This window comes from Metabacillus rhizosphaerae, from assembly GCF_037201795.1.
GTDB lineage: Bacteria > Bacillota > Bacilli > Bacillales > Bacillaceae > Metabacillus > Metabacillus rhizosphaerae.
Map to the genome: position 1 here is coordinate 4,929,703 of NZ_CP147403.1, position 22,955 is coordinate 4,952,657.

Annotated in this window: 15 protein-coding genes and 1 pseudogene; 4 read left to right on the forward strand and 12 right to left on the reverse strand. The window is 35.9% G+C overall.

From position 1 onward, the window contains the following. Positions 1–165 precede the first annotated feature (165 nt). From WCV66_RS23685 to WCV66_RS23720, 8 genes and pseudogenes are all read right to left on the reverse strand, one after another. The gene (locus tag WCV66_RS23685) at positions 166–1,362 is read right to left on the reverse strand and encodes an ROK family transcriptional regulator (protein ID WP_185653028.1); all 1,197 of its coding nucleotides are present in this window, start codon (positions 1,360–1,362) and stop codon (positions 166–168) included. A gap of 238 nt (positions 1,363–1,600) precedes the next feature. Continuing rightward, positions 1,601–2,467 carry a peptidylprolyl isomerase gene (locus WCV66_RS23690; protein WP_338787085.1) on the reverse strand — a complete coding sequence of 289 codons (867 nt, stop codon included), beginning with the start codon at positions 2,465–2,467 and terminating at the stop codon, positions 1,601–1,603. A 126-nt stretch (positions 2,468–2,593) separates the two neighbouring features. Continuing rightward, positions 2,594–4,384, reverse strand: a complete 1,791-nt coding sequence (locus tag WCV66_RS23695) for a glycoside hydrolase family 66 protein (RefSeq protein WP_338787086.1) — start codon at positions 4,382–4,384, stop codon at positions 2,594–2,596. A gap of 198 nt (positions 4,385–4,582) precedes the next feature. Continuing rightward, positions 4,583–5,770, reverse strand: a complete 1,188-nt coding sequence (tapA, locus tag WCV66_RS23700) for an amyloid fiber anchoring/assembly protein TapA (protein ID WP_338787087.1) — start codon at positions 5,768–5,770, stop codon at positions 4,583–4,585. A 179-nt stretch (positions 5,771–5,949) separates the two neighbouring features. Beyond that, complete coding sequence (locus tag WCV66_RS23705) at positions 5,950–8,493, reverse strand: TIM-barrel domain-containing protein (RefSeq protein ID WP_338787088.1); 2,544 nt, start codon at positions 8,491–8,493, stop codon at positions 5,950–5,952. A gap of 60 nt (positions 8,494–8,553) precedes the next feature. Next, the gene (locus WCV66_RS23710) at positions 8,554–8,733 is read right to left on the reverse strand and encodes a hypothetical protein (RefSeq protein WP_338787089.1); all 180 of its coding nucleotides are present in this window, start codon (positions 8,731–8,733) and stop codon (positions 8,554–8,556) included. Positions 8,734–8,778: 45 nt separating this feature from the next. Further along, positions 8,779–8,841 (reverse strand): annotated as a pseudogene (locus WCV66_RS23715) (hypothetical protein); the annotation flags it as partial. Positions 8,842–8,929: 88 nt separating this feature from the next. Continuing rightward, positions 8,930–9,067 carry a hypothetical protein gene (locus WCV66_RS23720; protein WP_338787090.1) on the reverse strand — a complete coding sequence of 46 codons (138 nt, stop codon included), beginning with the start codon at positions 9,065–9,067 and terminating at the stop codon, positions 8,930–8,932. An 818-nt stretch (positions 9,068–9,885) separates the two neighbouring features. Here WCV66_RS23720 and WCV66_RS23725 point away from each other — a divergent pair. The 3 genes from WCV66_RS23725 (at position 9,886) to WCV66_RS23735 (ending at position 14,437) form a co-directional block, all read left to right on the forward strand. Continuing rightward, a complete protein-coding gene (locus WCV66_RS23725; RefSeq protein WP_066324779.1) occupies positions 9,886–11,574 on the forward strand; it encodes a sensor histidine kinase in 1,689 nt (562 codons plus the stop codon). A gap of 3 nt (positions 11,575–11,577) precedes the next feature. Then, positions 11,578–13,152: a response regulator gene (locus WCV66_RS23730; RefSeq protein WP_338787091.1), complete on the forward strand. Its 1,575-nt coding sequence runs from the start codon at positions 11,578–11,580 to the stop codon at positions 13,150–13,152. An 88-nt stretch (positions 13,153–13,240) separates the two neighbouring features. Beyond that, positions 13,241–14,437 (forward strand): extracellular solute-binding protein, encoded by a 1,197-nt coding sequence (locus WCV66_RS23735; RefSeq protein WP_338789533.1) that lies wholly within the window; start codon positions 13,241–13,243, stop codon positions 14,435–14,437. Positions 14,438–14,811: 374 nt separating this feature from the next. On the opposite strand, the gene WCV66_RS23740 is transcribed toward WCV66_RS23735, so the two are convergent. The 3 genes from WCV66_RS23740 to WCV66_RS23750 all read right to left on the reverse strand — a co-directional run bounded on the left by WCV66_RS23740 (position 14,812) and on the right by WCV66_RS23750 (position 20,030). After that, the gene (locus WCV66_RS23740; protein ID WP_338787092.1) at positions 14,812–16,359 is read right to left on the reverse strand and encodes a response regulator transcription factor; all 1,548 of its coding nucleotides are present in this window, start codon (positions 16,357–16,359) and stop codon (positions 14,812–14,814) included. A gap of 12 nt (positions 16,360–16,371) precedes the next feature. Next, the gene (locus WCV66_RS23745; RefSeq protein ID WP_338787093.1) at positions 16,372–18,159 is read right to left on the reverse strand and encodes a sensor histidine kinase; all 1,788 of its coding nucleotides are present in this window, start codon (positions 18,157–18,159) and stop codon (positions 16,372–16,374) included. A 470-nt stretch (positions 18,160–18,629) separates the two neighbouring features. Continuing rightward, complete coding sequence (locus WCV66_RS23750) at positions 18,630–20,030, reverse strand: alpha-glucosidase/alpha-galactosidase (protein ID WP_338787094.1); 1,401 nt, start codon at positions 20,028–20,030, stop codon at positions 18,630–18,632. Between the two features lie 256 nt (positions 20,031–20,286). Here WCV66_RS23750 and WCV66_RS23755 point away from each other — a divergent pair, with 256 nt between their 5' ends. Next, a complete protein-coding gene (locus tag WCV66_RS23755) occupies positions 20,287–21,249 on the forward strand; it encodes a D-2-hydroxyacid dehydrogenase (RefSeq protein ID WP_338787095.1) in 963 nt (320 codons plus the stop codon). A 155-nt stretch (positions 21,250–21,404) separates the two neighbouring features. On the opposite strand, the gene WCV66_RS23760 is transcribed toward WCV66_RS23755, so the two are convergent. Further along, positions 21,405–22,877 (reverse strand): sucrose-6-phosphate hydrolase, encoded by a 1,473-nt coding sequence (locus WCV66_RS23760; RefSeq protein ID WP_338787096.1) that lies wholly within the window; start codon positions 22,875–22,877, stop codon positions 21,405–21,407. Positions 22,878–22,955 lie beyond the last annotated feature (78 nt).

The window sequence follows — 22,955 nt, forward strand, 5'->3', positions numbered from 1 at the left end:
CTATTTGTTATTGTGTGTTAAAACTATTCTTAATAGCTTCTGCCTATATTATTTAGATGACCACCTCCTTTAAATGTATGCGTTACCATAAATGTGAGCTACAGATACTTTATTCAGTGAATAAAGTAATTATTCCAAAGGATCCAACAGAAGTTGTTTCCCTTTCTATTTGTAAATAGGTACTTTAAATAGATGACTAACAACAAGTGCACAAGCCCCAATCAACCAAACATCCTCACCTAGCTGTGAGGTTTTGAACTGAAGTTTGCGAGGATGCTTTATGAAAAAGTGGACTTCCAGCTCCTTTTTAATTCCTTTTAGTAGGAATTCTCCCTCTCTTAAACCTTCCCCACCTAAGATTATGGCTTCAGGATTAAATAGGTGTACCAAATTTTTAATTCCTATTGCTAAATTTTCTCCTTGCTTTACCAACAATTCTTGTGCATATACATCACCGTTTTGGGCTGCCATTACTATACTCTCTGGAGTAATGGGAGTATATGACTTAATTAAAGTAGGAACACCAATCGAAACCATGCGTTCAGCCTCATTCACTAGGAAAGAATCAGAAGCATATAATTCTAAACAACCTCGCTGTCCGCAATAACAGAGGCGGTCTCCTTGATAAATTGTAATATGCCCTAACTCTCCAGCACCACCAAAATCTCCTCTAAACAACATATTATCAATAACAATACCTGACCCTACTCCAGCCCCTACTGTAACACCAATAAAGTTTCTATACTCTCTCCCCAAGCCTATCCATTTCTCTGCAAGTGCAAATACATTTGCATCATTATCGATCATTAAAGGTACATCAAAATACATTCCGATAGGCTTCAAGTCACCATGGTCTACCTTTAATATAGGAGAATAGATTACTTCATTACTTTCCCGGTCCACTAGCCCAGGTGTAGCAATACCAATCCCCACTAATTTGGAAGCGCATTCATTACATTCGATAAAACACTCAAGTTTGTCAATAATAACTTGTGCTAATTTGTTCGCTTCACCGTGTGAATATGAAAATTGCTGTTTGTGAAGGATCTTGCCTTCCAAGTTAGATAGACACATCTTCACTTCCTGCATTTCTATCTTTAAGCCAGCGATTATACCAAAATCTCCATTAAACTTTAATAAAACCGGCTTTCTGCCACCTTGTGAGTCCCCAGTTCCAACCTCAGAGACAAGATTTTCCTTAATGAGTTCATCGATAATATTCGTAATGGTTGATAAGCCTAAACCTGTTTCTTTTGCTAAATCAGTACGTGAGATATTTCCCTGAAGTCGAACCCTATCAATCACGAGGGAGCGGTTCAGTTCTTTAATAAGCTCTTTATTTCCTTTTCTAAGTAAATTCAATACACTCGTCTCCCCTGAACACATTTCATATGGTAAATTTAACATAATTCATTCAGTGAAACAAGTTATATTTCAGATAATTCAAAAAATAAAAAATCGCTTCATCCTTTTTTAATGTATTGGTTAAATATCTACCTAATAACATAAAAATAGACAAAAAAGGACTTTAGCACTTCACAAAGCTTATCAGTCTTTCATGTCTCTAATTTTAATCTACCTAAGTATAATAGATTTGTTATTATTTTATTCCAGCAGATTGAGTTACCTCTAAAGCATCCTCCAACATTTTATCTTTAATCTTAATGTCAGCATCTTTTTGTAGCTCGGTTAGCACTTGGTTAATAGGCTTAGCATGCTTATATGTTAACTCTTTTTCAATTACAGCTTTCTTATCTTTAAACGTATTTGTTTTCTTATCCGTTACTTTAATAATATGATACCCAAATTCTGTTTTTACAGGTTCACTTATCTCATTAACATCCAATGAAAATACAACCTTATCAAATTCTGGAATCATGATTCCTTTTGGAAAATACCCGAGATCGCCTCCTTTGTCTTTTGAACCTGGGTCAGTAGAATATTTGCCAGCAAGGGTAGCAAAGTCCTCCCCCTTGTCAAGCCTCTCCTTTACTTCCTTCGCTGTTTTTTCATCCTTAATTAGAATATGGCTTGATTTAACTTCTACTTTATACTTTTCCGCAAATTCTTTTTTCACTTCTTCTTCTGAAACCTTCACACCATCTGTTGCTGCTTTTTGTGCCAATAATTCATGTTCTACTAGCTTTTTAAATGCTTTCTCATCTGTTATTCCATTTTGCCGAATAGCCTGTTTAAAACCCTCCTCACCTCCGAATTGCTCCTTATATTCCTTGATTTTTGCAGCAATCTCTTTATCTGTCACCTTGTACTCTTTTTCAAGTAACATAGTTTCAACCATTTGTTTTAAAACTTTTTCACCCGCATGACTCTTTAATTCATTGTAAAATTCCTCTTTCGTTATTTCACCTGACTTAGATTCAACAACCGATTCCGAAGAACTAAGGTTACATGCGGAAAGTGATAGGACTCCTGCTACTATACCAAGGGAAACAAACATTTTTTTCATCAAAAACATCTCCTACTCTATTACTATTTTTTTGACCTGCTTGCTACTAGATGTCAGATCTTCATACTCCGTACATAAGTTACTAATTGAAGCTGTATATATAGGTATTTAGCAAATTTTCTTATCTTATTGTTTATACTCTATAACAACCATATCCCAATATTTAAGACTAGGAAGTGTAAAAATCACCTTGTTTTGGTCTTGGGTAAAGGGAAGAGCAATTGGCACACCATTTTGCTTGTCTGGAGAAGCCATCCAAACATTTTTAATAGGTTTAGTTTCCTCAATCTGAACAGTTAACGGCTTTCTATTTTTAGGTTCCGCTTGATTAGCATTTGTATCACGCCATTCTAATGTTGTAGCATCTAAAAAATTAATAAAGTGAATGACCTTTTTATTAGCCTTTTGTTTTGCAAAGCTCCAAATTTTCCCTTGTTCAGGTTGAGAAGAGAACTGTGCCCAATCAGAAGAACCAATGGTTATTGGCACCTCTTGCAGATTATCTCGAAGCAAATTTTCATATGCTACAAGGAAATCATAATAATTCAAGAGCTTGCTTTGTAAGGAGGTACTCAGCTTAAGATTTTCATGTGGAAAATATTCCTTTGACAGCATGTGTTCACCTAATTCCAAGTGCGAACCACCAGATGCAAAAATTACACTGTTTGTCAGCAATATACCTGGTGTATTAAATTCACCCAGCTGATTAGAAAACTCGTAATTCATATAGGCAGCTAAGATTGTTTGATATTTCTCTTTTGAATATTGATTGTTTTCATCAATAATACGTTTTAAATCACTATAATATTTATCTTGATCCCATACTTCTGTATATAAGAAATCGACAGGAGCGTCGCCAAGATGTTTTTGCCCAAATTGGCTAACCGCGTTCATCACAATTCGTTTATCAGGCGTTTCATTTTTGATGTGTTCCATAAAGGGTTTAAAAGATTCTTCAAGCACTACGGGATTCCCATTATAGTCATATACATTTCCCCGTGGACCAAGCTGATCGATATGCCAGCCATCAAAGGGAAGATTCTCGTAAATTTTTTTTTGCTGATTAATTAAATAGGTTTGCCACTCCGAATTTGCCGGATTGACAAGAAACACATCACTTTTCCATCCCTCTGGTAGTGGATGGTAATCATGTAGATTTCTTTGCTGATCTTTAAATAAGCGCCATTCTGTTTTGACACCATCTTTTTCAGCTTCTGCAAAAGCACCGTATAAAAGGTTATATGCCATTGTTTTCATGTTTCGTTTATGAGCTAACTCAATATATGATCTAATCGTATGCAGCGAGGTTGGACGATTGGCGATGTCCTCCCATTGGGCGGCAGACTCATTGTTTTCTAATTTAATAGGTTGGTGGTGTTTGTAATGCCAATCGTAAAATTGCAATCCATTAATGTGATAACGATTCAGTCTGGAAATAACAGACTCCATATCCTTGTTGGACATATCATGAAACTTAGACAGAAATCCATATCTCGGAAATTTTGACCAATCGCTTGAAACATCAACAGCAATTGTTTCCTGATCTTGTTTAGAATGAGTATCTAACTGTACACGAACTAAATATCCTTTGAAATCCTCTTTTGGCGGCTTCCATGTCCAATGTATTTCTTTTTTATCTACCTTCACCTTTTGTTTAGAGATGACATCATCTAAGTGAAAGTATGTGATTTTCAACATTCCATCAGAATACTCAGCCGGTAATTTAGCCGTAAATTGAATCAATTCATTTGGACGATATGAAGCTTTATCAGTTGTTAGATGTTGAATAATGCTGCTTTCTTCTATTATTTGCGGTTTCTTTTGAAAAAAGAGAGGCTTTATTGCAACCGCAGTGACAATTACTAGCAAAATGATAGAAAACAAGATAATGATGATTGGTTTCTTTTTTGAAAGCATACAATCTAACTCCCCGTTACGAACAATTAGTATCTTGATGGTACCCAAATCTTTTAGCCTGTTTGACTAAGGGATAAGTTTTTTATAAAAATATTGAATTAAGTTGAACCATACTTTCTTTTCAAGAAGCCTGACTAAATTCTAATTGAATATAGTCAGACCTCCCCTTTGTTGATTTACAACCATATGAGAAAGTTATCATTCAGTTTTTGGATCATAATCTGCATCAATGATCTTTTCAATGGGATGTCCAGCTTCTGTCAATCTTTCAATCACAGGTCCTATATAAAGATCTGTCTGGAAAGACCCATTTTCGGGTATATCAACGTTAATTGTATAGGTTCCCGGCCCATAGACATTTGTTACATTATCATAAGCAGTCTGACCCTCATACGGCTTTCCGTCTTCTTGAGGTACTGTCCCTTCAGGATATGCATAGCTTGTAAAGCTAATCTCAATCGGATTGCTTCCATCAGGCACTGTAAACGTAGCTGTTCCTTTGTCAACAGTTGAATGAAAATACTGGTCAAGCGGACGCTCCGGTTCTCCGTTTAGTCCATAATCCGCATCAATTATTTTATCCATCGGGTGGCCGCATTGCGTTAATTTTTCTAATTCAGCTCCTATATATAAGTCTGTCTGATAATATCCATTCGGCAAATCAACTTGAATCGTATATGTACCTGGTCCATATATGTTCGTGACGTTATCAAAGCTAGTTTGCCCCTCATACGGCTTTCCGTCTTCTTGAGGTACTGTCCCTTCCGGATAAGAATAGCTTGTAAAACTAATCACGATTGGATCCATGCCCTCAGGGACCGTAAATGTTGCTGTTCCTTTATTCACACTGCTATTAAAAAATTGATCGAAAGGTCGCTGTGATTCAATCTCTCCCGTCAATCCAGCATCATTATTTATCTTTATAGAATTGCTCCACAATTCTCCCTTTCCTGGATGACCAGGGCGCTGATAAGCTTTAAACATATAATTCCCGTCGATAAGCTTCTCTGGTGTATACGTTAATTCATGTGTTTCACCAGAAGGTAACGCGTTAACAACTCCAGAGTAAACAACCTCGCCGTCTTTTGGATTGCCATTCGCCGACCAGTAAACCTCGTACGCCACTTCCCCCTGCATGGCTTGTGAGTCCTGACCATTTTTTATCGTGGCAGAAATGCCAGTGCATGTTACATTTTCAGAGATAAATGATAACGAGCTTTTATCCCATGATGATTTATTTTGTTTAGATCCATTTTGGTAGCTGCCTTTTTCAGCTTGTTCATTCTTAATTGAAGCAGCAAATGTAGTATGAACTGGTTGAATAAATGAAATTGATAGCAATGTTGCCGTTATAATGCCAGCAGATAGTTTAGTTAGCTTTTTCACATGACATCCTCATTTCTAACAATCTTTTCGTTTTGGAATATTTTTATGAGATGACTAGTTTATTCGATTATATGAAGAAGAAGGTGACTCAATAGGATCTCAAATAGTGTTATTGGTCACCTTCTTCTTCCTACTATACTTTTACTCTTACATTTGCCTCTGCATATGCTCCTGTCAAATTATCGAATTTGAACTTCTTTTTTCTCATCAGCTGGGATACTTACATAAAGAACCTTTGCTTTTGCATCATAGAAGAAGGTATTGGTTTTACCTTGTGTTTCTGCAAGAGAACCAACCTCTTGATATTTACTGTTTCCAGCTTGAATTCTCGATGGTTTTTCTGCATTGTTTAATTTTAATGTGTATTGCTCTAATTTTGATTCTTTGAAGTTTTTAACTTCTTGTTTTTGTTTGAATGCAATTTTATTGCCCTTACGTTCTACTTCAAATGATGTTTCGTTGTATTCACCTTGTTTGTAGTCTTCTGTTGCACCATCATCCTCGTAGAACGTATATGAAGCGTTTTTGTCTAAATACGTATCAAGCACAAGGTTTGTTAAAGGTTTTTCACTTGTGTATTGCTGCACGTCACGGTTTGGAATCATTGAATCCTTCTTCACGAAAATCGGTAAATGACCAAGCGGAGCATCTACAGTAAGTGTTTGTCCACCTTTATATTCTTCACCAGTCCAATAGTCTGTCCAGTTTACGCCCTGTGGTAAGTAAACGCTACGAGATGTTTGACCTTTTGTAATAACCGGCGCAAGCATCATAGAGTCACCAAACATGTACTGGTCACTGATATCATTTGTTTTTTCATCATGTTGGAATTGATAAACAAGTGGTTGATGTACCGGTTTACCACTGTCAGTTGCTTCCTTGAATTCATTGTATAAGTAAGGAAGTAATTGATAGCGCAAGTCGATATATTTCTTGCTGATTTTTTCAACTTCTGGACCAAATGCCCAAGGCTCTTGACCTTGTTTAATTTCAGATTTTGCATCACTATCATAATGGATACGTGAGAATGGATAGAAAGCTCCTACTTCAATCCAGCGAGCAAACAGCTCTGCGTCTGGTCGTTTAGCAAATCCGCCAATATCAGTACCTACGAAGGATACACCTGATAGACCAATATTAGAGATCATCGGGATGGACATTTGCAAATGCTCCCAGTTCGATTCGCTGTCACCTGTCCATAATGCAGCCCAGCGTTGCGTACCTGCATACATGTCACGTGTCAACACAAACGGACGAGTTTCAGGCTTGTGTATTTTAAAAGCTTTGTGAGTAGCATCTGCTTCATCATGACCGTATAAGTTGTGATATTCCGTATGCATAATTTTGTTATCTTCTGTACCAAAATAAGCATCCAAAGGCAACGTATGGTACATCTTGTCATTGTCGATAAATACTGCAGGCTCATTCATATCATTCCAGATCCCGTCAATTCCTTCATTAAATAACGTATCATGGTTTTTTGCCCACCAATCGCGGACTTCTTGTTTAGAGAAATCAGGGAAAGCAGAATCTCCAGGCCATACCGGACCGATGAACGTTGATCCGTCTGCGTTTTTCGCCCAGTAATCATTCTTCGTACCTTCCTGATACATGCGATAGTTTTCATCTTGTTTTACAGCTGGATCGTTGATTGCGATCGCATGGAAACCAGGCATTGATTTTAGTTGTTTTAATGCTTGTTTGTATTGTTCATTCCATGTAAAAACACGGTAGCCATCCATATAGTCAATATCAAAATGCATCGTGTCCAATGGAATTTGTTTTTCACGGTATGTCTTCGCAATATTTACGATTTCATCTGCTGTATATCCCCATTTACTTTGGTGTAAGCCCAATGACCACTCTGGAGGAGCTTCCATTTTACCTGTTAGATCTGTATAGCGATCAACGACATCGCTGATTTCCGGACCGTATGCAAAGTAATACGTTAACTTACCGCCATTTGCATAGAAATAGTAGTAATCATCAGATTCAGTTCCCATTTCATAGTATGAACGATGTGTATTGTCAAAGAATATCCCATATGCTTTTTTGTCTTTTAACCCAATGAAAAATGGGATTGATGTATATACGTATTTTGTATCTTTCGTATAAGCGTAAGCATCTGTGTTCCACATGCCAATGCTGTCACCGCGTTTGTTGAATTCCAGGCCTGCTTGCTCACCGAAGCCATAAAAATCTTCGTTATCATCTGTTTTCTTAAATACATATGGCTTTCCATTTTCATATCCTGAGGTTTTATCTTGATTTACATAATCCTCGTTGATTACATTTCCTTCCTTATCAAGGAAGCGTACACCAAATGGCTTTAGCTTAATTTCAACAGTAAGTTCCTTTGTTTTTAATGTATAAGTATCTGAGCTTGAATTTGCTTTAAATTTTGGAGTCTTCCACTCAGACTCTTTTTTGGCAATCCCTCTTGATTCAAATTCTTTTTCGCCTTTTTTCAATACAGAAACTTTTACAAGATCTTTATCAAATAAACGAATGTAAGCTTCATTTGTTCCTAGGTCCAATTTGACACCGTTTGAAAGCCTCTCAACTCCTTGAACAGAAAGCTTTTCAAGATTTTCCTTAGCTAAAGGAGTGTCCGCTTCGGGTTGAGTAACGGCCAGAACATTTGGAGCTGCTGCAGTTAAACAAATAGTAGCTGCAATTGATGCAGTTGCTATCATTTTTAAATATTTTTTTGATAAGTTCATAGTTACACCTCTATTAAAATTTTTAAATTGATAGTAAAATTTCTTTTTTCATTCGCTAACCTAACGAATTTGAACTTCTTTCTTCTCGTCAGCTGGGATGCTTATATAAAGAACTTTTGTGTTTGCGTCATAAAAGAAAGTATTTGTTTTTCCTTCTATTGCAGCTAGTGAATTGACTTCTTTATATTTACTGTTTCCAGCTTGAATTCTAGAAGGTTTTTCTGCGTTGTTTAATTTCAAGGTATATTGCTCTAATTTTGAATCCTTGTAGTTATTAACTTTTTGTTTTTGTTTGAATGTAATTTTATTTTGCTTGCGTTCTACATCAAATATTGTTTCGTTGTATTCGCCTCTAGTGTAATCCTCTGTTTTCGCATCGTCCTCATAGAAGCTGTATGACGCTTTTTGGTCAAGATTGTGTCAATGGTCAAGTTCGTCAGCTTTGGGCACCAGGAGGAGCCACATACTCTGCTGCTTTTGAAACCAAAGGAGCAACAGTTCCACTAGTCACAACCGTGGCAGCAAGTAACATAGTTGTATAACTCTTTTTTAATTTCTTCTTTCTTAATTTCATCGTTCTCTCCTTCTGCGATAGGAAATAAAAATAAAAAACGAAATAAAATCTTTAAAAATACATCTCATAAACTTATTCTTATTTAGTCACCTCTCCATTCATTGTTGATTTTAGAACCATGAGGGTCCTTTGCTTCCCGGGATTACTATCAACTTAGCAACTAAAAGAGGCCTAAACAATCGGGAAAAACTCCTACCAGTTCTTTGAATACGCTATCAAAATGCCCCTAAAACCTTAAAAAGGATTTGTTTAAAATTGATTTAAAGTAGAGTGGATCACGATTTTTGATTGTTTTTACAACTACGTAACCAGAGGGAAAATTGAGTCTAATTCTAAACCTAAAATGGATATTACTAGGAATTTGTACTCTATGAGAACTAAAGGACTATTTTCTTTACTGTCCTCCGTATTTGATCGTCAACCTTTTATTTATCGATGATTTCTTAAAATAAGACGATTGAACACCCCTTTTACCCATATTAAGGATTAAATTGTAATATAAGGGAATTTTAACAACGCTTCTTTTCAATATTTAGAGAGGGTAAAATATTATCCACTTTATTCAAAATAAGACACCACACCTATAAAAGCGCTAAAAATGAAGGGGTCGACAAATTCTATTACCAAATCCTTCATTGGCAAAGCAAGCACCTAACCCTGTACAATAATGATAGAAACCAATAAGGCGGGGGAATATGATCCAAAGTTTTAACTTACTTAGAAGCTTTTCAGCAAAAATAATCGTAGCCTTTTTACTTGTGATTTTGATATCGACTCTCTTTATCTCGTTGTCTTTTTACTGGGAGTCCAATTCAATCTTGAAGAAAAATGTGAGGGAGTCCACTGTTCAAATCACTAAGCAAACGGCAGAATCACTTTCTTTTATATTAAATGTTGGGGTCGATACCTCTGATTTCATTAGCAGCGATCAGAATATTCAACGAGCTGCATTACAATTAAAGGACAAGCCGTCTTACGAACAAAATAGAGATTCTCAGTACATAAAAACCTTGCTGAATAATTATGTCTATTCCAACTCTTTCGTCAAAATTGTTTATGTGTTAAAAGAGGAAGGCAGCGGGTGGGGCAGCGGAACTTTTTCTGAAGCTAGACTTAAGAAAATTCGTCTTTCAGACCAAGAATGGGTAAAAGAAGTCAAACGAAAGGACGGAGAATTGGTTTGGCAAGGGCTTCAGTATGACTACTTCAGTGGAGGAGGAGTCAGTACGGATTTAATCCTTCCTATCGGAAGGGTATTAAAAGATTTTGACACGCTAAGTAATATCGGACTTGTGCAAGTTCATTTGGATGGTAGGTCAATACTTAATACGATTGAGGAATTGAAACTTGGCAAGACCGGAAAGTTTTTTGTTGTTGATAGAGAAGGAAGGATTATGATTGATTCAAATCTAGACATGATTAACAAAAAAGTGAAAAATTCAGATTTGTACAATCATATTGTAGGTAACGATTCGATTGAATTCGAGTTTGCCGCAAAAGGGGTGCCTTATTACGGTGTTAAGCAACCCCTAAGTAACGGCTGGATGCTTGTAGGTACTGTTCCTATTCATGAAATTAGCGGACAGTTAGACAGTCTCCAATCGTGGATATTATTTTCATCAGTTGTTTTCTCCTTGCTAGCAATTGCCATTGGGCTTTTCATTGCAGGTCGAGTAACTAAGCCTGTCAGACAACTGACCAGAACTATGCTGCATGTTCAACAAGGAAATTTTAATGTAAGAGCGGATGTTAATTCCTCTGATGAGATCGGCTTTTTAAGTAAGAAATTTAACGAAATGCTTAATGAAATCGTGAATTTAATACAACAGGTGGAATCTGAACAGAATGAAAAGCATCATGCTGAGCTACGCGCTGTTGTACACCGGGTTCATCCCCATTTTCTTTATAACACGCTTAGTACACTCCGCTGGCTTATTGATTCAAAACAAAACGAACGAGCTTCATTAGTATTGTCAGCACTAACCCATCTATTGGAAGCAAATATGGGTAAAAGCGGCAATATTATTACAATCGGAGAAGAACTAGACATCATTAGGAAGTATTTGGTCATTTTGGAGCTTCGCTACGAGAAAACATTCAACCTAGAAATAGATATAGAACCAGAAACGGAAATACTCCTTATTCCTCGTATGTTATTGCAGCCTTTAGTTGAGAACGCTATTTTTCATGGCATCGTGCCTAAAAATACGGACGGACAAATCTCTATTAGGATTCATTCTGATGATGACTATATAGAATTTATTATTAGAGACAACGGATTAGGTATCAGAGATGATAAGTTAAAGGAATTGAACGATCCAAAAATAGCAGTCGAAAAAGGAAATATCGGGATCGGCCTACGGCATATATTTGACACGCTGAGATTGTATTACGCTCAACATTGGGAATGGACCATATCCAACGGTCAGGAGCGAGGTACAACGGTACGCATCTTGTTAAAAAAATTGGACATTCCCACAAAAAAACTAGGGGAACAGGAGGAATAAGTTATGTATAGAATTCTTATCGTCGATGACGAGCCTGTCATCCGCAAAGGAATCACTTCCTTTATTGATTTGGAAAATGAAGAAATTACAGTCGATGATCAATATGCTAATGGTGCGGAAGCCCTGGCAGCACTAAAAAAACAACCCTACGATATTCTTATTACTGACATCAAAATGCCTTTGATAGGAGGCATCGAACTCACAAAGCAAGCATTAGAGCTTTACCCGTGGTTAAAAGTCATTCTAATCAGCAACTACACCGACTTTGAATTTGTAAAAGAAGGGCTTAAGCTAGGTGCTGTCGATTATCTATTAAAGCTAACAATAAAAAAGGATGACCTTCTTTCCGTCCTTCAGCGGTGCATTACTATGCTGGTCGAAGAAAGGAAAAAGGATTTCGAAATGACCAATTACCAGCAAGGCGCTGTCTATCTGGAAAGAAAAAGTGTTGAACAGGAAATTAAACGAATGATCGCACAAGAGCGGACCTTCCCTATTCCAGCAGAATGGGCCCCGGAATGGTTGGAAAATTCCTATGCTTGCGTTTATCTTATGCTTGATCATGCTGATGAGTGGAGAGAAAATCACGGCTACCTATATGTGCAGCTCCTATTGGAAGAATGGCAGAATATGTTTTATATGCATATTGAAGAAGGAACTGCACTGATTGTAGCTGAAAGCAGCTTGTTTATTATCGTACCAAATCGTGATGGGGATATGCATCGTGGTCGACTTTTGAAATGGAAGCAGGCACTGGAAAATGAATGGCAAGTTTCAACATCAGCAGGCATAGTGGCAGAACAAGGTATTAGCTGTATTATTAAAGGATTTATTAATAGTCGTGCAGCTTGCCAAAGACGTTTTTTCGAAGGTCTTGGCGGACTATACCCTACAAACAACTCAAATACCTTTACCGAAAAAATACCAAAAGGCAAAGAAATCCATCATGATTTTAGTCCTTTATTCGAAATGATCCGCAACGGAGATCCGATTTCATCAGCGATTGAATTTGCTCTAGAACGCTGGAATTGTGGGTATCTAACTCCTGAACAAGTGAAGCAAGAGGCTTGCATCGTTCTTACAGGTGTTTTCAATTTGCACGGCGTGGAGGAACCAATGCTTACAGAGCGCCATGATCTTATTTATCAGGCGGAAACAATGAAACAAATGATATCCCTTCTGATTTGCCAACTAGAAGAAAACAGGACTTCCTTCCTACCAAAACTGACTGAAGATGGATACGATGAGAACTTAATTACCAAGGCGCTTGAATATATTGCCGCTCATTATACCGAGAACTTAACACTTCAGAATTTAGCGGATACCGTTCATCTTAGCAAAAGTTATTTCAGTCTTTATTTTAAAAAACAAACAGGCCGAAACTTTGTCGATTATTTGATAGAACTGCGTATTAGAGAAGCAAAGCGACTATTGGTGGAAAGTGAAAGCCGTATTTACGATGTAGCCAAAGCAGCAGGTTTTAAAGATGTGAAATATTTTAGCAAGGTATTTAAAAAAACAACCGGATTAACACCAATAGCTTACAGGGAAAAATACCAGGTGACTAAAAGTGTTTAAGCTAAGAAACCGTCCTCTTGTGAAGTTTTTGTGGTGGATATTCTGTTTCATAATGTTATTGTTGTTTTCCGGTTGTAAAAATCCTTCCATGATTTCCGACCAAAAAAAGGTTGAATCGCTTAAGAATAGGGAAAAAACGGTCATTACTTTTTGGCACACATACAACGATAGAGAAACCCAACTACTAGAACTGAAGCTGATACCTGCTTTTGAGCGTGAGAACCCGAACATTCAGATTGAGTCTGTAAACTTTGCTTTCAATAACGAACTTAAGAACACTTTAATTTCACGAGCCTCTTCAAAAAGAGGTCCTGATTTGGTACGTATTGATATTGCTTGGGTTCCAGAGTTTTCATGTAAAGGGCTTCTTGTACCTTTAAACGAATTCCCAGACTTTCAAGGTATTCGGAAGAGATTTAATCCTGATGCCATGGATATAGGTCTTTATAAAAATAACTATTATTCCCTGCCGCTTAATATTTACACGAAGGCGGCTATCTTTAACCGTGAACTTCTTAAAAGTGCAGGCTATACAAACCCACCGGATACAATGGAGGAAGTTCTAGAACTAGCACACAAACATCGCTTTTCAATCGGTCTCGGAGGATTAAAACCATGGGATACGATTCCATATTTATACAGCCTCGGGGGTTCCTTATCCAATAAGAATTTTACAAAGGCTTCCGGCTATTTAAACAGCAAAGAAACAATCTATGCAGTGGAACAGTTAACGGCATTATATAAGAAAAAACTCATTAATCTTCCCGATCAGTCAGGGGACGACAAAAACTTCGAACGAGTACAATCAGGAAATATTCTAATGACCGACGAGGGACCCTGGTTCTACAGTCTACTTAATAAAAGAGAATTGGATCGTGCTCAAAAGCTGACTACTCCAGTACAGTTTCCACAAGGTAAAGAGCCAGCTATGATTATTGGCGGAGAAAACCTTGTTATAATGCAGGGCAGCAAACAACTGACTGCGGCATGGACTTTTATGAAATGGATGACGGAAAAGGAAACACAGCTTCTCATGGCGCAAACTGGATTGATGCCAACAAACCTAGATGCAGCAAAGTCACTGAAAATAACTAAAAATTCTTATCTTTATCCTTATAAGGAGGCTGCAGAGCATGCGTTTCTTTGGCCAAAAGTTAAGAATTGGAGTAAAATCGACGAAGTATATACAGAGTACTTTTATAAAATATTTGAAGGCAAATTGTCCGTTAAGGATGGACTAGATCGTGCAGCAGCCGAAATAGATAGGCTCTTAGCAGATTCATGATTCGGAACCATGATAGTAAGTGCTAAAACATAATATCGCGGAGATTCTATTTAAGTAGTACTTACTACCTTCTTAGATTGACAAATACATTAACCTAAAAAGCTTTATGCATAATAATGAGACTCAAAACCTAAGGTTTGAGTCTTAAAGTCATTGCTATATTTTGAATATCTTATTATTAAGCCGGACATCCCACTAAGATCATTTACCTAACAGTAACTGATTTTAGGGGATGTTCACTAGATTTTCTAAGTCTCTTATCTTGAAAAAGCCTTATTAAAAATATATAAATTAATAAAAGGTGCAAATGCAATTCCCCCAAATGTTCCAAAATATATCCCTGATATAGAGATTTGAGCATAAGCGTTGTTCTGTTAATTCATCATTTTCCTTTTGCGATAAGTTGATGGAGACATTCCTTCGTACTTTCTAAATTTACTATGAAAGTAGTCTACATTTGAGAAACCAATTCGTTCTGCAACTTGATATACTTTAAGTCCTTGTAATAACAAATTCTTGGCATTTTCAATTCTTACTTTATCGAGATAAGTATTAAAGTGCTCGCCTGTGTAATCTTTAAATAGCTTACCTAAATATGCCCTATTATAATTTAGAACCTTAGATAATGTCTCAAGTTTTATGTTTTTATCGTAATTACGCTCAATAAGATTTATCATTTTTTTTACTAGAACATCTGTATTCTTCACGTCCATTTTCTCCAGAATCTCTGCAAGTAAGGAATTCACAAAGCTAAGAAGAGCTCTTATCTTTGGTTGATTTTCAATTTCAAAAACCCTTGTAAACACATTTGATAAAGTTTCTCGTATATCTTGATATTCATACATTAGTTTATTTAATAAGGAAGAAATAATTTGAATAAAGTTCTTCTTAATTATATTCTCTGAATAATTTTCATCGATCATCCACATTGCAACTTCATCACATATTCTTTTTATTGCACTTAAATCGCCGATCTCCATTGCAAATAATAATTTATCAACTACACTTGTCATTTTGAACTGTTCTACTTCATACTGAGAATCTTGTATTTCAACCTTTATAGCAGTCTCTGAACTTTCATTCAACAAATAACCTTCATCAAAGAAAAATTGGTGATTAATTAGTTTGCATGTCGATTCATAATATGCGAAAATATCTGTTATTTTGTCAAAAGAATTAGATATAGCAGCTGTAAAATGGGTATAGTTATTATGGAACACCTTCTGCAAATTTTTGTATAAATAATCGTATTGACCATTAAATTCAAGCTCATCATTTAACAAAATACCGATATAAGAATTATAAATGAAAACGGTACCAATGTTTCCTTCTTCAAAAAACTCTCTAAAAATATTTTTAAGATTCATCAAGTCAGAGTTACTTTGTTCATCTACACTAATTAATAAGACACGATATTTATTCCATTCTAAAAAATGATCAGAACAATATTTAAATTCATCTAATCTTTCACCCTCTAGAGCAAAATGAATGATACGTTCTCTATTTTCCTCATCTTTTTTTACTTTTATATGATTATATTCTAACGCCTCTACTAATTTTGTATTTATCTCTTGTAAATAACGAATCAATTCGTCTTCGTCGACAGGTTTTAATAGATAACCTTTTACATTATTACTAATTGCTTTCTTTGCATATTCAAATTCAGCATGTCCACTTAAAATTAAAAACTGAACTGAAGAATCACTTACCCTTATCCTTTCAATAAGTTCAATTCCTGACATTCCAGGCATCCTAATATCAATGATCATTAAGTTTGGTGAAAGACTACTATATTTTTCAATAGCTTCATTACCATTAGCTGCCGTACCAACTACCTCAAACCCGTAAGATTCCCATGGGATAAGCATAACTAATCCTTGACGGGTGATTGGTTCATCATCCACAATCAATACTTTAAACATCATAACTCCTCCTCAGATGGGTATGATAAAGGATATCTTTGTACCAATACCTTCCTTGCTATCAATGGCTAAACCAGTTATATTGCCGTATGTGAGTTGAAGTCTTTGATGGACATTGCGTAAGCCAATGCGAATTCCTTCCTTTTCTTCTTGTTCATTTAATAGTTTACAAATAGCTTCTTGTTTCTCTTCACTGATTCCAATACCATTATCTGTTACGACCACATGTAATCCTTCTTCTTTCATTTTTGTATGTACAGATACTTCTCCTCCACTTTCTTTGTTTTCCAAGCCGTGAATCACAGCGTTTTCTACTAGTGGTTGGATGATAAGAGGTGGTATAGGTATATTTTTTGAAAGTGGGTCAATCGTTATTTCATAGTTTAACCGATCACCATGTCGAAATTTTTGTATTTCTAGATAGGAATGAACAACTTCCATTTCACTATTAAGTTTGACTTTTCCTGTTCCAACCTCAATACTATTACGCATTAATTTACCAAGTAATTTTACAACTTGAGCAATCTCCCTCTCTCCGCTTATATGTGCCTTCATTCGAATCGATTCGAGTGCATTAAATAAAAAATGTGGATTTATTTGACTAGCCATCATTTTAAATTTAATTTCATTTTGCTTCCGCTCCAATAATGTTTTCTGTCGATTAGATTCATATACTTCGTTGAGGAGTTTCCTCGTATTGTTAACCATTAATTCTAGTTGTTTTGATAACTGTCCTATTTCATCTTCTCCGTCTATTAATATTCGAGTATTAAAATTCCCTTTTCCTACAAGACTAATTTGTTCACTTAATTTTATCAATCTGTTTGAAAGTAGTTTTGAAATATAGTAAATCAACAATAAAGCAACACAAACACTTATAGCTGCAACAATTACTCCCATCCTTCTAAACCGATTGGCATTTCCAACAATATCCTCATCTGTAATAATAGATACAATTCTCACCTTATTCAGACTATTCTCTAAAGGTATGGTCTCAACAAAAATATGTGTAGGTTGTCCTTCCGAATTCCCTTGAAATATACCAGTTTGTCCAGCTAATATTTTTTTAGAATTAATGATTGTATTCAATTTCTTCCCTAAATAACCTGGTTGATTTGTGCTAATTATATTATTTTGATCATCCACTAGCATCGTTGGTTGAGATTCTTGTGACAAAATCAAATTAAATGCTTTAGTATTTACATTAATAACTAGAACACCACTTGTATCATACTCAAGGAAGTCTACTCTGCGCACTAAACTTAAATACTTATGATCATTATTCGTTTCATCCTCTAGATATAACCAACTTGTTAATCCTTTTCCATCCTTTGCGATGGTATACCAGAACGAATACTGTATCTGTTGATCAACAGGAATGATTTCCCAATCATTCAACAATGTTGAGTTTTCCATATAAAAACGAATATTAACTATCTCTTTATTATATAAGTTACGATAACTTTGGAACGTGTTGTAATCTCGGTATGATGAAACAACCTCATAAATCGATTCATATTTTGTGTTAACAATTTGTTTTAAGCGTTGATCAAAAAGAATATTATTTGAAATATATAATGGCACGTTCATAACTTCTAAAGTTCTTTCCTTTACTCTCTCCATATTGGCCGACGCTTGTTTTTTGGCATCCTTCAGCGCAAATTGTCTTAACTCATTTGTTAAAAAACCTCCTACAATAAAAACTGGAATAAACACAACAAAAATAAACGAAATAAGTAATTTATTTCTAAGCTTAATATCATTGATTTTTTTCATAATCGTTGAAAGTATTTTCCACACCACCTTATCCAATCTTTAAGGTAATCGTTAACCTTATAAAAGTGTACTAAGCCTTAAAAGATTATAGTAATGTTCAGTGATGTATGCCCTTACATTTTGAACGAAAAAAATGTCCTTACCTTAATAGGTAGAATGAACCTGATCATACATCGTTTAAATTCTCCCTCTTATTCTATTACTATATTCAATCTTACCATATTTAATAAGTTAAATTGTAACCTTATAAGGCTTCTTAAGAACTTTATTGAAAAATAACGCTAAATTACCCTACTCCTTCTTCTTTCCCTATAAAAAACGCTTTTTCTTACAGAAAAAACTCCTTTGTAGTAGGCTTGTTTATGGAAAAAACAAGTTCAACACTTCTACAATAGGAGTTTTTATGTAAATACTGTTATTCATTTTTGTCATTATAGTTTTTGGAAAATCGCCTGGTACGTTCTACAGAGAGGTTCAATTTTCAAATCGCATCCTTATACCTCTTGAAGCTCCCATCCATTCAAGTATTCACGTGTATTACTTAACATTTCCTCAAAAAGCTCTGCAGCTTCTTCAGGTGTTAGTGTACTTAATAAAGGATCTTGTATAAATGCTTGAAGGGCTAAGTCTTTATCCTGACCAAGAGCAGCTTGTAATGTTACTTCTTGGTTGTGAACGTGACGAATGACCAAATTATTAATAGAATCAGGTAATTTCCCGGCCAGTACAGGTCTTACATTGTCATAGCTTATGACCGCATTTGTTTCTACTACAGTTTCTAAAGGCACACCATTCATCTGGCCTTTATTAGGTATATTCACATTTGTGATTAATTCGCCTAACCCAAGGAGTGCTTTGATCATGTCTACGCCTTCTTCACCAGTTGGATTCAGTTCAAATGGCTCTACACCTGATGCTAATCGATTACTCTTTTCGATTAATTTTTGTTTGTTCTTTTTACGCCATTCAACAGGCGTTAATCCAAATTTCCACTTTCTTACATTTTCAGGATTTTTTAAATACCAGGTATTCGGCATAAATTCAGCTAAGTGCCGGTCACCAGCTGCTGCAATTAATCCGAATCTTTTAAAAAGGTCAAATTTTACCCTTTCAGCTGATTTAAAGTGATTATTCATCCAATGTCCTTCCTCAGAACCTTCAAAGCCACTCTCATGATATTTGTCGACAAACTGAGAATACATTGGAAAAAGATCTGTACCTTTATAAGAAGCCTTATCAATCCATGTGAAGTGATTTATCCCTAACACGTTTATATCAATTTCTCTTCGGTCAACATTCTCAATACCTTGTAAATCCTCTAACATCGATGCTAACAATTTTTGGGTACCGAAAACTTCATGGCAACAGCCAATTGCTTTAATTTCTGGAAATGTCGTATATAAAGCTCTCGTACATAGTGTCATCGGGTTTGTATAATTTATAACCCATGCATTTGGTGAATATTCCTTTATATGTTCTGCGATATCTACAAATATAGGGATTGTTCTTAATGCTCTGACTAAACCACCAGGACCGACAGTATCACCTACTGATTGGTACACACCATACTTTTCTGGTAAATGCACATCTGATTGCATCTCATCAAATGAGCCAGGAAGGATAGAAATAATAACGAAGTCCGCACCTGTGAGCGCTTCCTCTAATGTCCTAACAGCTTCATAATCCCATAGCCCAACAACATCGACGCGATCCTTCAAGCGATTTCCTATTAACTCATTTTGATAGGCGGCATCATAATTAATATCATAGAGCTTAACCTTTCCAGAAAGAGCCCCTTCTGTAGCAAGATCGCTCATCAATCCCCAAGCCCATCCTCGTGATCCTCCACCAATATAAGCAATCTGTACATCTTTGACTTTAGTAAACTTATTCATTAATATACTCCCCTTTCTTTGAGATACTTTTATTTTACAATAAAAGCACTTACATATTACATAAAGAAAAGTAAGGTCTATTATATTAAAAGTAAGATTTTTGATACTATTCTTACTTATGTTCACGTAATACTTTCCTAAATTTCTATTAATTAGAATGAAAAATGTGAGTAAATATATGATAATTATTAAATGTAGTGAATCTTTGCAACCAACAATATAATAGAATAAACTGAACATACTAGGGGGTTGGGATATGTCAGAAAGAAAGTTGATCATTAGCCAAAATATAAATGATTCTTTATTAAGTAAAATAAAAGAAATCATTCCAGATTGGACCATCATCGTCGGGAGTGCTCCATCCATATGGGAATCTCATATAGCCGATGCCGAAATCATTGCCGGCTGGAAAAAAGAAATGAATGAAATTATTAATGCTAAACAGGCAAACCTAAAGTGGCTTCAAACATGGAGTGCAGGTGTAAACTCACTTCCACTTAAGCGTTTACAATCAAACAATGTGCAAATTACATCAGCAAACGGCGTTCATGCTTACCCGATTTCAGAAACAATCTTTGCATTAATGCTTGGATTAACACGAAAAATTCATACATATGTGAGACAGCAATTAAACCAAACATGGCACCATGCATCGATGAACCAGGAAATTCACGAAAAAACCGTCGGGATCATAGGTGTTGGAAATATTGGCTTGGAAACCGCAAAAATTGCAAAAGCATTTGGTATGAATGTTCTTGGTTTACGAAACTCAGGACAGGCAGAAGAATATGTCGATGAAATGTATACACCAGCTGATTTACATACGATTCTTCCAAAATGTGATTATGTCATTGTAACCTTGCCATTGACATCAAAAACAAAGGGACTATTTGGTAAGAAGGAATTTCAATCGATGAAGTCTTCTGCATTTTTCATCAATATTGGGCGTGGAGCAATTGTCGAAGAAAATGAACTAATAAAAGCTCTCGAGGAAAAACAAATTGCCGGAGCAGGGCTAGATGTTTTCGAAATTGAACCGCTTCCGCAGAAAAGTCCACTTTGGATAATGGAAAATGTCATTATTACTCCTCACACTTCAGGCAGTACGGAATACTACAATAAACGGGTAATCGAAGATATTTTTGTCCCTAATTTGAATAGTTATCTTAATGGAAAAGTCCCAAGCATTAATCTACTTGATTTCGAGAAGGGGTATTAAAGGATAAAACTTTTCACTTATAAATATCACTTTAAAACAACTTCCCAGTTAAGAGACTTGGGAAGTTGTTTTTTAGTCATACCTGAATTAGTTTTTGTTATATAAATGACAATCTCTCAAAAAAGAGCCTGATTTTTTATTAAAGCACCTTTTAATTATTCATATTTCCATTGAATAGCCTCAATTTTCGCCGAGCCTTTTTCTGCAAAGAATTGAATGCCCTGACTTTCTATTTTAGGAAATAGACGAGAAGTAAAAACGATTTCTCCATCATTCACAAATACTTCTATTGAGGATATATCTATAAAGATTTGAAAACGCACTTTGTTTTTCTGATAATGTTTCTGACGAATTGTCCCATATTCTTGTGCAAAAGGAGTCCCTGTTTTGGTACGATCAAGCACTACTTTCTTAGCTCCATGATCAAGATAAAGTAATGTTTCTTCCCCCTCACCGACACGTAGCTTCAATCCCGCCCTCTGAGCACTTCCTATTTCTACTTCACATATCATTTCAAACGAGTTACCTGAAAGTGTGCCAAGGTTTTCTACGCTGTCACTTAGTTCCAATTTTGCACTGACTTCATTTTTCCGTTTCTCTTTCAGTTCACGTATTGGTTTCTGATAGAGAACATTTCCCTCAATTGATAACTCTCTTGGTAGCGTTAAACAATGAGCCCATCCTTCAGAATCAGTGGGATACTCTACATCTGGTAATCCCATCCAGCCTACGAGCAGACGCCTTCCATCAGGAGATACAGTTGTTTGTGGAGCATAGAAATCAAAACCAGCATCTATTTCCTGAAAATCGCCGTGATCAAAATGACCATTTGCTGTATTTAGAGGCTTCCCCACAAAAGCTCCAGATTGATAAATGTTTTGAAAAGAATCTCCTTTAGAATGAATCCCTTGAGGTGAAAATAGTAGAATTCCATGGTTTTGTAATTCAAAGTAGTCCGGACATTCCCACATAAAACCGAAATTCCGTTCTTTCGTTTTTACCTCTCCTTGCCAAGACCACTGTTTTAAATCATGCGATTGGTAAAGGAGAACACAGCCGGTTAAATCTTCACGCTGACCCCCAACAACCATATAGAAATTGTCTTTTTCTCGCCATACTTTCGGGTCTCTAAAATGCTCTGTGTACCCTTCTGGTTGGCTCTTAATAATTGGTGTAGCTTGTTTCTTCATTCTCCCTGTCTTATCCATAATCACTAAACACTGTGAGGCAAGGCGATTCCATTCTTCATCTCGTTTATTTGCAGTATAGAACAAATATAGGAGATTATTATGCACAATCCCACTCCCAGAATAGATTCCGTGACTTTCAAATGAATAATCTGGTTTGATCGCGACTCCTTTGTTTTCCCAGTTTACTAGATCCGCTGATTCTGTCTGGAACCAGTGTTTCATACCATGAACGGCACCAAAGGGAAACCATTGATAAAATAAATAATAACGTCCGTTATACCAAACAAAGCCATTAGGATCGTTTAACAAACCATACATCGGTTGAATATGATAATGTTGCCTCCATGGACTAGCCGATACTGATAATTCCAGTTTTTTTTGTTCTGCTAAGGTCATACTTTCATACGTACGATAGCGTGCTTCTTTTGTCCATTCCATAGTTAAATTTCCTCCGAAAACAATTTCAAATAATAAAACGAGTTGCTAAAGCAACTCGTAATTAGCGAACAGATTCTT